Here is a 13,303-nt window from a genome sequence, read left to right as displayed (position 1 = left end):
GGCGCAGGCTCAGTGGGCCGCGTGTAGCGTCCGGGCCATGTCGGACACCTTCGATGTGGCGGTGGCGCTGAGCGGCGGGGTGCGCGGCCCCTCGGGTGCGTGGGACTTCGTACGCCGGTTCGCGACGGAGTGGACAGGCGTCCCGCTGCGGCCGCAGGACGGCTTCTCCAGCGAGGAACTGGACGCTGTTGAAGCCGAGTTGGGCTTCGCGCTGCCCCAGGTGCTGCGCCAGGGCTACCGGTTGTTCGGGCGCCGGACCGATCTGACCGCCGAGCAGGACCCGTTGGTGGCGCCGGGCGGCCTCTTCGTGGCCGACGGCCCCGAGGGGATCCTGGTCTTCCGTCGTGAGAACCAGGACTGTGCCGCGTGGGGGATCCCCCTCGACCTGATCGAACAGGAGGACCCTCCGGTCCTGGTGGAGTCCCACGACGGGTGGATCCCGTTCCTGGACCGCATGTCGACGGCCTGGGTGGAGCTGGTGCTCAGCGAGTCCTTGCTGGGGGCCGGAACGTTCTACGACGCCTGCGAACTGCCCGAGGCGCTCCTGGCGAACCTGTACGACCGTTACACCAGGGTGCCGCTGCCCGACCATCCGATGTGGGTGGGCCCGCAGGAATCGCCCCTGCGCTGGTACTCCGCGCCCGGCCGTCTGATCCGCCGCGACGGGGACCTCGACCTGTGCTGGGTCCACGCGCGCGGTCGTACGGCCGACGACCTGGAGACGCTGCGCGGGGACCTGCCGGCCTCGTGGGTGTGCTGACGTACCCACCGCTGTCCGGCCTGGTGATCTACGGGGCGAGCAAATCCGTTGGAGGCGTCGTACGGGACCGTGGCAGCATGGCCCGTATGACGACGACCCGAAAGGTCCATGCCGCGTAGCCGGCCAGGACAGCTCCGGACCGCCCTTCCGCCGCGGAGCCGGACAGCAGGTGCGAGACCGGTCATCGACGGTCTGTCCCGGCGGGCGCTCTCCGAGATCGCCTGCCTCGAGCGCACGAGGAACTATCTGGACCCCGGAGGCGTCGGCGCGGCCATGCGCCTGTGGAAGGAGTATGTCCAGCGCCCCGAGCGTCAGTTGTGGCATGACGTCGAGTGGGACGACACGCATTGGTACTGCTGCGGCGATCCGCTGGAGGCCCGCGCACTCCTCGACGTCGTGCTCCAGGCCATGTCCGCGCGAAGCGCCCGCGAACTGCGGGCGGTCGTCGCCAGGTACGACGCCGTCTGGAACACGCCCGTCACGCCGTACGGCGCCGACTGATCAACCGGGTCAGCGCAGTACGGCCGCCGGCAGGTCGGCGCCCAGGGCCGTCAGATCGGGCAGCTTGAGGGCGTAGCGTACGTAGCGGCCGTGCCGTCGGGTCCTGAGCAGGCCCGCGCGGCGCAGGACGGCGAGGTGGCGGGAGACCTCGGGCGGCGAAAGCTCCCAGGTGTGGGCCAACTCGCCGGTGGTGTGCGGGCCGCGGGCCAGGGTGCGCAGCAGCCGTACCGGACGGGCGAGTGCCTCCAGCCACAGGGTGACCGTCTCCGGCGACACCGGCTCCGCCGGACCCGGATCGGCCACCGGGTACTGCACCACCGGCTGCCGGCCGGGCGCGTGGACCACGGCCAGGTGCGGGCGGCCAAAAACTCCGGGGATGAGGGTGACCCCGGCGCCTCGGGCGGTGGTCGCCTTGTCCTGGGGTTTGTCCACGCGGCCGCCTCCCTGGGAGCCGGCTGGGGTGCGCCCGCCGTCGCGGCGGTGTCCGTGGTCTGCACCCTCGGTGAGATCATCTACGCCGGCAGTGCCACCGCGCTGGTCACGGCGCTCGCCCCGGCCCGGGCGGCGGGGCGCGCCCCGGCCCGCTTCGAGCTCTCCACGGGCTTCGGTCCCGCCGTCTCCCCCACGGTCATCACCGCTCTCGCGCCGCGCGGTCCGGCCGTCCTGTGGGGCGGCCCGGCCGCCGCGACGCTGCTGTCCGCCTCCGCCGTCGCCACCGGTACGGATGTCGCCGACGACGGTTCGAAGCGGCCGCGGATCCCGTAAGTGCTCCGGACAGGAGTGGGTCCGCCGTCGCCGACCGGCCGGTGCGCCTCGGACCGGTCGGTGACGGGAGCTCCGACTCACAGGACCCGGCGCCGACGCCCCAGCCAGGTCTGCGCGACGACCACCACGGCCAGGAAGGCCCCGCTGACGACCTGCTGGTAGGCCGAGTCCAGCGAGCCGATCTGGTTGATGACGTTCTGGATGACCTTCAGCAGCAGCACACCCACGAGGGAGCCGCTGATGAAGCCGAAGCCGCCGCTGAGCAGGGTGCCGCCGATGACCACGGCGGAGATCGCCTCCAGTTCCATCCCGGTGCCGAGGATGGTCACGCCCGACACCAGCCAGGCCGCGTTGAGCGCGCCCGCGAGTCCGGCGCACAGCCCGGAGAGGGTGTAGACCGCGACCTTCGTACCGGCCACCGGCACGCCCATCAGGGCTCCGGCGTCCTCGTTGCCGCCGACCGCGTACACGTACTGCCCGAATCTGCTGCGCCGCAGCACCACCGCGCCGAGCACGAACAGGGCCACGGTGATCCACACGGGTACGCCGATGCCGAGCAGCGAGCCCTGGCCGAGGGAGGCGAAGAAGGAGTGCTTGTCGACCAGATACGTCGTCGAGCCCTCGTCGGTGATCGCCAGGAGCAGGCCGCGGGCGCCCAGCATCGCGGCCAGGGTGACGATGAACGGGGCGAGCCGGACCCGTGCGATGAGCAGCCCGTTCACGAGCCCGATCAGCCCGCACACGGCGAGCGGGAGCAGCAGGGCCACCGCGCTCCCGTACCGCGAACCCCAGGCCGCGAGCACACCGCCCAGGGCGAACAGCGAGCCCACCGACAGGTCGATCCCGCCCGTGACGATCACGAAGGTCATACCGAGGGCGACCACGGCGAGGAACGCCGAGGACAGCGCCATGTTCTCCAGGTTGTCGCCGGTCAGGAACGTGTCGAAGCTCAGGGACGCCACGACCATGGCGATCACCAGGGTCACCAGCGCGCCGTGCTGCTGGGCGAAGGCGCCGAGCCGGTCGGAGCGGCTCGCGCGCGGGGGTCCGTCCCCGGCGGGGTCGTCGGTCGTGACCGGCACGCCGGCCTCCTCGGTGTGGGCGGTCATCGCCTGCCTCGTTCCCGGGCCGCGTAGACGGCGAGGACGATCACCACGGCCTGGGCGATCTGGGTCCACGACGGCGGAAGGTCGTGCTTGATGAGGGTGGTGGTGAGGAGCTGGATGAGTACGGCGCCCGCGACGGTACCGCCGATGCGTACCCGTCCGCCGCTGAGCGGGGTGCCGCCGACGACCACGGCGGTGATGGCGGACAGCTCCATCAGGGTGCCGAGGGAGGTGGGGTCGCTCGCGGTCAGGCGGGCGGTGGCGAGGATGCCCGCGACGGCGGCGAGGGCTCCGGAGCAGACGTAGACCACCACGAGCACCCTGTTGACCGGCAGTCCGGCGAGCCGGGCCGCGGGGCGGCTGTCGCCGATGGCCAGGACCTGGCGTCCGAAGGTGGTGCGGCGCACCACGAACGCGACCAGGAACGCCAGCGCCGCGGCGATCAGGACCAGGTAGGGCACGCCCAGCACGTCCCCGGAGCCGAGCGCCGCCATGCCGGGATCGCGTACGTCCTTGAGCTGCGGGAGCAGCACCAGGGCCAGTCCGCGTCCGGCGACCATGAGGGCGAGGGTGGCGACGATGGGCTGGACGCCGACGAAGGCGACGAGCGCGCCGTTGGCCATGCCCACCACGATGCCGCCGAGCACCGCGATCAGTGCGGCGATCCAGGGCCCGTAGCCGAGGTAGAGGGAGAGCAGCGAGGTGGACAGGGCCATCACCGAGCCCACCGACAGGTCGACGCCCTCGGTGCCGATCGCCAGCGCCATGCCGAGCGCGACGACGAGGACGGGGGCGACCTGGACGGCCTGGGTGCGGAAGTTCTCCGTGGACAGGAAGTACGGGGTGAAGGCGAAGTTGAACAGCAGCAGCACCGCGACGCCCGCGTAGACGCCGTACTCCTGGAGCAGGTGCAGCAGCCGGGCGCGGTCCAGGGTGCCGCGCGCGAGTGCGAGGTCAGCCATCCTGTCCTCCCGCGGGTGCGGATGCGAGGGCGCGCATCAGGCCGTCCTCGGTGACGTCGTCGCCGGTCAGTTCGCGCACCACCACGCCTTCCTTGAGGACGATCACGCGGTCGCTGCCCTCGATGAGTTCCTCGGTGTCGGAGGAGATCAGCAGGACGGCCAGTCCGTCGTCGGCGAGTTCGTCGATGAGTGCCTGCACTTCGGCCTTGGCGCCGACGTCGATGCCGCGGGTGGGCTCGTCGAGCAGCAGCACCTTGGGGTGCAGGGCGAGCCAGCGGGCCAGCAGTACCTTCTGCTGGTTGCCGCCGGAGAGTTCGCCGACCTTCTGGTGCGGACCCGCCGCCTTGATGCGCAGCCGTTCCATGAAGGTCTCGACGATCCGGTCGATGCGGGAGTCGTCGACGAGGCCGAAACGGGAGAGCGCGGGCAGCGCGGCGAGCGCGATGTTCTCGCGTACGGAGAGTCCCGGCACGATGCCCTCGGCCTTGCGGTCCTCCGGCAGGAGGCTGATGCCGGCGCGGATCGCGGCGGCGGTGGAGCCGGTGCGTACCGGGGTTCCGGCGACGCTCACCCGGCCCGCGTCGGTGGGCAGCGCTCCGGCGATGGCCTTGGCGGTCTCGCTGCGGCCGGAGCCGAGCAGCCCGCCGAGTCCCACCACCTCGCCCGGCCGCAGCGCGAGCGACACGTCACGCACACGATGACGTACCGTCAAATTCTCCGCGCGCAGGACGGGTTCGGCGGTGGCGGTGTGCGAGCCGGAGAACTTGGTCAGGCCCTCCGTGCGTACCTCGCCGATCTCCCGGCCGAGCATCATGGACACCAGCCGCAGCCGGTCGAGGCCGGCCAGCGGGCCGGTGTGCACCACGCGTCCGTCGCGCAGGACGGTGACCGCGTCGCAGATCTCGTACAGCTCGTCCATGCGGTGGCTGACGTAGATCACCGCGACGCCGCGCTCGCGCAGCATGCGGATCACCCCGAACAGGGTCGCCACCTCGCGTGGTTCGAGCGACGAGGTCGGCTCGTCCATGATGACGACGCGGGCGTCGACGGCCACGGCCCGCGCGAGGGCGACCATCTGCTGGGCGCCGACGCCGAGTTCGCGCAGCGGGCGGCGTACGTCGACCCGGATGCCGAGCCTGCGCAGGGCCTCGTCGGCCTCGCGGTGCAGGCGTCCGAAGTCGATCAGGCCGAGTCGGCCGCGCGGTTCGCGGCCGAGGAAGAGGTTGCGGGCCACGCTCATCAGCGGGACGAGGTTGACCTCCTGGTAGATGGTGGAGATGCCCGCCTGCTGGGCCTGCAGGGGGGTGGCGAAGCGCACCGGGGCGCCGTCGTACGACACCTCGCCCGCGTCGGGCCGGTACACCCCGGTGAGCACCTTGATGAGCGTCGACTTGCCCGCGCCGTTCTCGCCGACGAGCGCGTGCACCTGCCCGGCGTGCGCGGTGAAGTCCACGTCGGACAGCGCGCGCACGCCGGGGAAGGTCTTGGACAGGTTGGTGACCGAGAGCACGTCAGTAGGCCTTGCCGAGGTCCGTCTGGGCGTTGCCCTTGGCGTAGGAGCTGTCCTGGATGACGATGTCCTGGCCGACCTTCTGGCCCTGGGTGAAGGTGTCGAGGGTCTGGAAGGCCAGCGGGCCGAAGCGCGGGTTGGACTCGATGACGCCGTAGATCCAGCCGTCCACGATGGCCTGGACGGCGTTGCGGGTGCCGTCGATGGTGACGATCTTGACGTCGCCCGGCTTCTTCCCCGCGCCCTTGAGGGCGTTGACGGCGCCGAGGCCCATCTCGTCGTTCTCGGCGTAGACACCGGTGATGCCGGGCTTGGACTGGATGAGGTTCTCGGTGACCGACTGGCCCTTCTCACGGGCGAATTCACCGGTCTGCCGGAACACGATCTTCAGGCCGGGGGCCTTCTCCTTGATGCGGTCCTCGAAGCCCTTGGTGCGTTCGGTGGTGACGTTGTTGCCGGCCGCGCCGAGCAGGATGGCGATCTCGCCCTTGCCGCCGGTCGCCTCGATCATCTGGTCGGCGGCCCGCTGCCCCTGCTGGACGAAGTCGGAGCCGATGAAGCTCACGTAGTCCTTGCAGGCGGTGGCGTTGATCTTGCGGTCGATGGTCACGATCGGGATGTGCTTGGCGGCCGCGGCGCGCAGCACCGGCTCCCAGCCGTCGGAGTTCAGCGGTGCGATGACCAGCAGGTTCGCACCCTTGGCGATGAGGTCCTGGACGTCGCTGATCTGCTTGGAGAACTGCGACTGCGCGTTGGCGGTGAGCAGTTTGATGCCGCGCTTCTGCGCCTCGGCCTTGATGGAGGCGGTCTCCGCGATCCGGAAGGGATTGGCCTCCTTCTCGGACTGGGAGAAGCCGACGGTGGCGCCCTTGAGGTCGAGCTTGCTGCCGCCGTAGGCGTCGATGGCGCAGGTGGGTCCGGAGTCGGTGCTCGGTGAGGCGACCTGCTGCCCGGCGTCGTCCTGCGTGGCGCTGGAGGTGTTCTTGCCCGAGTCGTCCTCGGACTTGGTGCATGCGGTCACGAGCGCCAGGCTCGTCACGAGGCCTGCTGCGAGGAGGTGGCGTGCGAAGGCGGGACGGGCAACTGCGGTGGTCTTCATGGGAGTCCCCCAAACGGCGCGGCCCCGGGGCGTGAGAGCGCTCTCGGGGAGGCTGGCTCTTGCGGTCAACTCGGCGTGCTCGTCGTTCCGGTGAGGTTTTTACATCGTTGGAAGGAGGCTGTAAACCCCCTCCGTTCGAAATCCCGTCAGCGTCGCCCCAGCGTGCTCTCCCGCTCAACCAGCCTGAATTCCGCGGTCAGTTCACGCCCACCGGGCACTTCCCGCCCGGACAGGCTGCGCAGCAGCGAGGCGACGGCCATCCGGGCGATGGCCTGCTTGTCCGGTGAGACCGTGGTCAGGGTGACCGCCCCGAAACGGCCCTCGGCGAGGTCGTCGAAGCCCACCACCGCCACGTCCCACGGCACCCGCAGCCCCCGCTCGTGCAGCACCCGCATCGCCCCGATCGCGATCAGATCGTTGTACGCGAAGACGGCGTCCGGACGCACGCCCGAGTCGAGCAGCTGGGCCATCGCCCGCGCCCCGTCGTCCCGGTCCCAGCCGCCGACCGGCACCACCAGGCTGTCCGGGGCCGGTACCCCGGCGGCGCCCAGCTCCTCGCGCCAGCCGGCCAGCCGCAGGTGGGCGGGCCGGTTCGCGGAGTCGGTGCGCGCGCCCAGGTAGGCGATCCGGGTCCGGCCGCGGCCCAGCAGATGACGGACCGCGCACCGGGCGGCGGCCACGTTGTCGATCGCGATGTGGTCGTAGGGCAGGTCGTACACGCGCTCGCCGAGCAGCACCAGCGGCACGTCGTCGGACCGGCCCTGGAGGTCCTCGGCCTCCAGCTCCAGCGGGCTGAGGATGAGCCCGTCGATCACCCGGGCCGGAAGGCCCTGGCTGACCAGGATCTCCTGCTCACGGTCGCCGCGCGTGTGGTCGAGCAGGACGGTGAACTCGTGCTCGGCGGCCGCGTCGATCACGGCCCCGGCCAGCTCCGCGAAGTACGGGTTGCCGAGCTCGGGAACGGCCAGCGCGATGATCCCCGTACGCCCCTTGCGCAAGTGCCGCGCGGTCAGGTTGGGCCGGTAGCCGAGCTCGTCGATGGCCGACTGCACCCGGGCCCGCATCGCCGGGGTGACGTGCGGATAGTTGTTCACCACGTTGGACACCGTCTTGATCGAAACGCCCGCGCGTTCCGCCACGTCCTTCAGGCTGACCCGCAAGGGATCTCCTCAGCGTCGATGGGCGCCGCGTCCTCGGAGCCTGTGCTCTGCCCCTGGACAGCGGCCGGGAGCCGTGCTCTCATGCCAACTGCCGTTCCTTCCAACGTTGTACAGACTGAAGCAACGAGCCGCCACCCTTCCTCAGCCAAGGAGGATCAGTGCGCACCAAACCCCTCAGGCAACGCCTCGCCCTGCTGCTCGCCGCAGCGCTGGGCGCCGCGGGACTCGCCGCGACACCCGTCGCGCACGCGGCCGACGACCCCGTCGAGGTCCATGGCCTCAAGGGCGAGTACTACACCCAGTCGGCCCCCGGCGCCTTCGACTTCCACCAGCTCAAGGCCACCGGACTGGACCCGAACCTCGACTTCGACACCCTGGAGCCGCGCCTGTCCTTCGCCACCGGGCAGTCGGACGACGTCAGCGTCCGCTGGACCGGCCGGATCGTGCCGGAGAAGACCGGCCCCACCACCTTCTCGATCATCGGCGACAACGGCTTCCGCCTCTGGGTCGGCGACACCCTGGTCATCGACCACTGGGTCGACGACTGGGACCGCGAACAGACCGGCGCACCAGTCGAGTTGACCGCGGGCAAGGCCTACGACATCAAGGTCGAGTACTTCGAGCACTACGGAGGCTCCAACCTCCATCTGCGCTGGACCCCGCCCGGCGGCACCAAGACCGCCGTCCCGTCGTCCGCGCTCCGGCTGCCCGCCGGCTACGACTACGACGGCGCCACCGCCACGGCCGTCCGCGCGGACGGCCGCACGCTGCGGCTCGACTTCGCGCAGCCCCTCGCCACTCCCCCGGCGGACCTCACCGACCACATCGACGCCGTGATCGGCGGCGCGACCTGGCCGCTCGGCGCGGCCCGGCTCGACCCCGCCGACCCCAGATCGCTCCTGGTCACGCTGGAACAGCCCGTCGTCGGCAACAAGGACGGCACCGCCTCCGGCCTCGCCGACGTCCGCTACGACGGCGCGGGCGGCCTGACCGGGAAGGACGGCAACGTTGTCAAGTCCTTCTGGAGCAGCGGCGCCAACCGGTCCACGTACGAACTGCGCACGAAGTGGGCCGACGAGGTCTCCTCGCGCAACGCCCACCCCGAGTACCCGCGGCCGCAGTTGACCCGCGGCGCCTGGCAGAACCTCAACGGCTCCTGGCAGTTCGCCGCCGCCCGGGCCGGCGAGCAGCCGCCGGTCGGCAGGAACCTCGGCGAGAAGATCCTCGTCCCCTACCCCGTCGAGTCACAGCTGTCCGGCCTCGAACGGCACGAGGACCGCATGTGGTACCGGCGCACCTTCACCGTCCCGGCCGGCTGGAAGATCGGCTCCGGCAAGCGTCTCCAGCTGAACTTCGGCGCGGTCGACTGGCAGGCCGAGGTGTACGTCAACGGCCACAAGGTCGCCGAACACCAGGGCGGCTACGACAAGTTCAGCGCCGACATCACCGACGCACTCAAGCCCGGCCGCACCCAGGAGCTGATCGTCGGCGTCTACGACCCGACGGACGCGGCCGGCGGCGAGAACCCGCCGGTGGGCAAGCAGCGCCTGGACCCGAGCGGCATCTGGTACACCCCGTCCTCCGGCATCTGGCAGACCGTGTGGCTGGAGCCGGTCGCCGCCGACCACGTCGACACGCTCAAGCTCACCCCGGACGTGGCCGCGGGCACCCTGACGATCGAACCGCAGGGCGTGCGCGCCGGACTGCCGGTCACCGCCACCGCGTACGCCGGGAAGCGCCGCGTCGCCAGCGTCACCGGCCGCAGCGGCAAGGCGCTCACCCTGCGGATCCCGAAGGCCCACCTGTGGTCACCGGACGACCCCTTCCTGTACGACCTGGAGGTGACCGTCGGGCACGACCGCGTCGGCAGCTACTTCGGGATGCGCTCGATCACGGTGGAGAAGGTGAACGGCGTACCGCGCACCGTGCTCAACGGCCAGCCGGTCTTCATGATGGCCACGCTCGACCAGGGCTTCTGGCCGGACGGTCTGTACACCGCGCCGACCGACAGCGCGCTCGCCTACGACCTGAAGATGCACAAGAAGATGGGCTTCAACTCCGTACGCAAGCACATCAAGGTGGAACCCGACCGCTGGTTCTACTGGGCCGACCGGCTGGGCCTGATGGTGTGGCAGGACATGCCCGCGATGACGGCCGGGGTGAACCCGTCGACCGCCGCCCGTGCCGAGTACGAGCGTGAGATGAAGCAGATGATCGACGAGCACATCAGCAGCCCGTCGGTCGTCATGTGGGTCACCTTCAACGAGGGATGGGGCCAGTACGACATGGCCCGCATCGCCGACCAGGCCAAGGCCTGGGACCCGACGCGGCTGGTCAACAGCATGTCGGGCATCAACCTCGGGGCGGACGGAGGAACCGGCGACATCATCGACGAGCACGGCTATCCCAGTCCCGCGCTGCCGCCCCACCCGGACGGGCGACGCGCCCTGGTCAGCGGCGAGTACGGCGGTCTGGGGCTCGCGGTCCCCGGTCACGCCTGGTCGGTCCAGCAGTCGTACGTCGACGTCGACCCCTCGACCTACACGGACGACTACCTCCAGAAGCTGGCCGAGGTGCACGCGCTGGCCTGCCGGGGCGGCAACGGCGCCGTCTACACGCAGATCTCGGACGTCGAGGGCGAGCTCAACGGCCTGCTGACGTACGACCGCAAGGTGGTCAAGCCCGATGTCGAGCGGCTCGGCGCGGCCCAGCGGGCGCTGATCGCCGACGCCTCGCGGGCGACGCCCGCCGGCTGCGCCTGACCCGGTGACGGCTCTCGGCGGACGCCTCCCCGCGCCCCGCCGAGAGCCGTGCCGATCCCCGCACGGGTGCGGTCCGCCCGCCGCTCACGGGCGGTGGGCGGGCCGCGCCACCGCCTGGGCCGACGGTCAGGCGGTCTCGCGGCCCGGCAGGCCGGCGGTCCGGGAGGCGGCCTCAGCCGACTCCCCCGTTCACCCCTCACCCCCTCACCCCCTCACCCCCCACCCCCCAAACCCCCCACTCCCGACTGGAGAAGCCGTATGGCCATCGCCCGGCGACAGTTATTGCAGACCGGAGGCCTCACCGTCGGCGCCCTGGCCGTCGGCGCCCTGCTCCCGGCGGCGCCCGCGGCCGCGGCGGCCGGCCTCGCCCCCGACGCCTTCACCCGGCTGCCGCCCGGCAGCATCACCGCCCGCGGCTGGCTCGCCGGCCAACTGCGGATGCAACTGGCCGGACTGTGCGGCCGCTACGCCGAACGCTCCCACTTCCTCGACCTGTCGACCAGCGGCTGGGCCCACCCCGAACGCGACGGCTGGGAGGAACTCCCCTACTGGCTGCGCGGATACGTCCCCCTCGCCATCGCCACCCGCGACTCCACCGCCCTCGCCACGGCCCGCCGTTGGATCGACGCCGTCCTCGTCACCCAGCAGAGCGACGGGTTCTTCGGCCCGCGCGCCCTGCGCACCGCGTTGAACGGCGGCCCGGACTTCTGGCCCTTCCTTCCCCTGCTCCAGGCGCTGCGCACCTACGAGGAGTACGCGCACGACACCCGGATCGTGCCCTTCGTCGGCCGGTTCCTGCGCTTCATGAACGCCCAGGGATCCGGCGCGTTCGACTCGAGCTGGGTGTCCCTGCGCTGGGGCGACGGGATGGACATCGCGCTGTGGCTGTACCGCCGCACCGGCGAGTCCTATCTCCTCGACCTCGTCGACAAGATGCACGCCTGGGGCGCCGACTGGACCGGCCCCCTGCCCAGCGCGCACAACGTCAACATCGCCCAGGGTTTCCGGGAGCCGGCCCAGTACGCCCAGCGCTCCGGCTCCACCGACCTGACCCGGGCCGCGTACCGCACGTACGACCAAGTCCTGGGTGGCTACGGGCAGTTCCCCGGCGGCGGGATCGCGGGCGACGAGAACATCAGGCCGGGCTTCGGCGACCCGCGGCAGGGCTTCGAGACCTGCGGCATCGTCGAGTTCATGGCCAGCCACGAGCTGCTGACGCGGATCACCGGCGACCCGGTGTGGGCGGACCGCTGCGAGGAGCTGGCGTTCAACCTGCTGCCCGCCTCCCTCGACCCCGACGGCAAGGCGGTGCACTACATCACCAGCGCCAACTGCGTGGACCTGGACGACGTCCGCAAGACCGAGGGCCAGTTCCAGAACGGCTTCGCCATGCAGTCGTACCAGCCGGGCGTCGACCAGTACCGCTGCTGTCCGCACAACTACGGCATGGGCTGGCCCTACTTCGGCGAGGAACTGTGGCTGGCGACCCCGGACGGCGGGCTGGCGGCCGCGATGTACGCGCCCAGCAGCGTGACGGCGACCGTCGCGGGCACGACGGTCACCGTCACCGAGGACACGGACTACCCGTTCGACGAGACCGTCACCCTGACCCTGTCCACCCCGCGCGCGGTCGCGTTCCCGCTGCTGCTGCGGGTGCCGGGCTGGTGCACGACACCCGTGCTGAGGGTCAACGGCACGGCCGTCGCCGCCCAGGCCGGGCCCGCGTTCGTACGCGTCCGGCGCACCTGGCGCAACGGCGACCGCGTCACCCTGACCCTGCCGCAGCGCACCACGATCCGTACCTGGTCCGCCGACCGCGGCGCGGTGAGCGTCGCGCACGGCCCGCTGGCCTACGCGCTGAGGATCGGGGAGCGGTACGACCGGTACGCCGGCGACGACACCTTCCCCGAGTACGCGGTCCACGCCACGACGCCCTGGAACTACGGTCTGGTGCCCGGCACTTCACCGGTGCTGCACCGGGCGTCCGGCCCGCTCGCGGCCAACCCGTTCACCCAGGGCACCACTCCGCTCACGCTCACCGCCGAGGCCCGCCGGGTTCCCGAGTGGGTCGCCGACGACGAGCACGTGGTCGCCCCGCTGCAACAGAGTCCGGCCCGGGCCACGGGAGCCGTGGAACAGGTGACGCTCGTCCCGATGGGCGCGGCCAGGCTGCGGATCTCCTCGTTCCCGACGGCCGCCCCGGACGGCACGCCCTGGGTGCCGGAGCCGCCGTACCGGCGCATCCTCAACAAGCACAGCGGGAAGGTGCTCGGGGTCGACGGGATGTCCACGGCGAACAGCGCGCGGGTCGTGCAGTTCGACGACAACGGCACCGGGGACCACGCCTGGCAGTTGATCGACAAGGGCGAGGGCTGGTTCCTGGTGCGCAACGGCCAGAGCGGCAAGGTGCTCGGCGTCGACGGCATGTCGACCCAGAACAGCGCCCAGGTCGTGCAGTACGAGGACAACGGCACCGACGACCACCTGTGGACCCTGGTGGACCGCGGCGACGGCTGGTTCCTGGTGCGCAACCGGCACAGCGGCAAGGTCCTGGGCGTCGACGGCATGTCGACCCAGAACAGCGCCCAGGTCGTGCAGTTCGACGACAACGGCACCGACGACCACCTGTGGCGCCTGCTCTGAGCGGGACACGGCACAACGGACGGCGCCCCCTCTTC

General features: G+C 71.3%; 9 protein-coding genes and 2 pseudogenes. 5 read left to right on the top strand and 6 right to left on the bottom strand.

What is annotated here, in order from left to right:
• Positions 1-37: 37 nt before the first annotated feature.
• Positions 38-760, top strand: a complete 723-nt coding sequence (locus tag ACZ60B_RS18150) for an SMI1/KNR4 family protein (protein WP_469388041.1) — start codon at positions 38-40, stop codon at positions 758-760.
• 273 nt (positions 761-1,033) lie between these two features.
• Entirely contained in the window at positions 1,034-1,261 is a 228-nt protein-coding gene (locus ACZ60B_RS18145; RefSeq protein WP_469388039.1) for a hypothetical protein, read from the top strand.
• A 9-nt stretch (positions 1,262-1,270) separates the two neighbouring features.
• On the opposite strand, the pseudogene ACZ60B_RS18140 reads toward ACZ60B_RS18145, so the two are convergent.
• Positions 1,271-1,693: pseudogene (locus ACZ60B_RS18140) on the bottom strand (ArsR/SmtB family transcription factor); the annotation flags it as partial.
• On the opposite strand from ACZ60B_RS18140, the pseudogene ACZ60B_RS18135 reads away from it, so the two are divergent.
• Positions 1,679-2,026: pseudogene (locus tag ACZ60B_RS18135) on the top strand (MFS transporter); the annotation flags it as partial. The pseudogenes ACZ60B_RS18140 and ACZ60B_RS18135 overlap by 15 nt on opposite strands.
• Before the next feature lie 77 nt (positions 2,027-2,103).
• On the opposite strand, the gene ACZ60B_RS18130 reads toward ACZ60B_RS18135, so the two are convergent.
• From ACZ60B_RS18130 to ACZ60B_RS18110, 5 genes are all read right to left on the bottom strand, one after another.
• A complete protein-coding gene (locus ACZ60B_RS18130; RefSeq protein ID WP_469388038.1) occupies positions 2,104-3,135 on the bottom strand; it encodes an ABC transporter permease in 1,032 nt (343 codons plus the stop codon).
• Entirely contained in the window at positions 3,132-4,094 is a 963-nt protein-coding gene (locus tag ACZ60B_RS18125; protein WP_469388036.1) for an ABC transporter permease, read from the bottom strand. Before ACZ60B_RS18125 ends, ACZ60B_RS18130 begins: the two co-directional genes overlap by 4 nt.
• The gene (locus ACZ60B_RS18120; protein WP_469388035.1) at positions 4,087-5,604 is read right to left on the bottom strand and encodes a sugar ABC transporter ATP-binding protein; all 1,518 of its coding nucleotides are present in this window, start codon (positions 5,602-5,604) and stop codon (positions 4,087-4,089) included. The genes ACZ60B_RS18125 and ACZ60B_RS18120 overlap by 8 nt, the downstream gene beginning before the upstream one ends.
• Before the next feature lies 1 nt (position 5,605).
• Positions 5,606-6,703, bottom strand: coding sequence for an ABC transporter substrate-binding protein (locus ACZ60B_RS18115; RefSeq protein WP_469388033.1), 1,098 nt, complete (start codon positions 6,701-6,703; stop codon positions 5,606-5,608).
• A gap of 146 nt (positions 6,704-6,849) precedes the next feature.
• Positions 6,850-7,863 (bottom strand): LacI family DNA-binding transcriptional regulator, encoded by a 1,014-nt coding sequence (locus ACZ60B_RS18110; RefSeq protein WP_469388031.1) that lies wholly within the window; start codon positions 7,861-7,863, stop codon positions 6,850-6,852.
• Positions 7,864-8,021: 158 nt separating this feature from the next.
• Between ACZ60B_RS18110 and ACZ60B_RS18105 the strand changes: the two genes are divergently transcribed.
• Positions 8,022-10,625, top strand: coding sequence for a PA14 domain-containing protein (locus tag ACZ60B_RS18105; RefSeq protein ID WP_469388029.1), 2,604 nt, complete (start codon positions 8,022-8,024; stop codon positions 10,623-10,625).
• 258 nt (positions 10,626-10,883) lie between these two features.
• Positions 10,884-13,268, top strand: a complete 2,385-nt coding sequence (locus tag ACZ60B_RS18100) for an RICIN domain-containing protein (RefSeq protein ID WP_469388027.1) — start codon at positions 10,884-10,886, stop codon at positions 13,266-13,268.
• The last annotated feature ends 35 nt before the right edge of the window (positions 13,269-13,303 follow it).

The sequence above is a fragment of the Streptomyces sp. NPDC104096 genome (assembly GCF_055584385.1).
The sequence above is the reverse complement of the archived record's forward strand: the minus strand, read 5'-3'. Positions and strand labels throughout refer to the sequence as shown.

Bases quoted from the DNA above. Each gene is read 5' to 3' on its own strand.
- ACZ60B_RS18100 (WP_469388027.1), top strand. From the start codon at position 10,884: ATGGCCATCGCCCGGCGACAGTTATTGCAGACCGGAGGCCTCACCGTC.
- ACZ60B_RS18150 (WP_469388041.1), top strand. From the start codon at position 38: ATGTCGGACACCTTCGATGTGGCGGTGGCGCTGAGCGGCGGGGTGCGC.
- ACZ60B_RS18130 (WP_469388038.1), bottom strand. From the start codon at position 3,135: ATGACCGCCCACACCGAGGAGGCCGGCGTGCCGGTCACGACCGACGAC.
- ACZ60B_RS18145 (WP_469388039.1), top strand. From the start codon at position 1,034: ATGCGCCTGTGGAAGGAGTATGTCCAGCGCCCCGAGCGTCAGTTGTGG.
- ACZ60B_RS18125 (WP_469388036.1), bottom strand. From the start codon at position 4,094: ATGGCTGACCTCGCACTCGCGCGCGGCACCCTGGACCGCGCCCGGCTG.
- ACZ60B_RS18115 (WP_469388033.1), bottom strand. From the start codon at position 6,703: ATGAAGACCACCGCAGTTGCCCGTCCCGCCTTCGCACGCCACCTCCTC.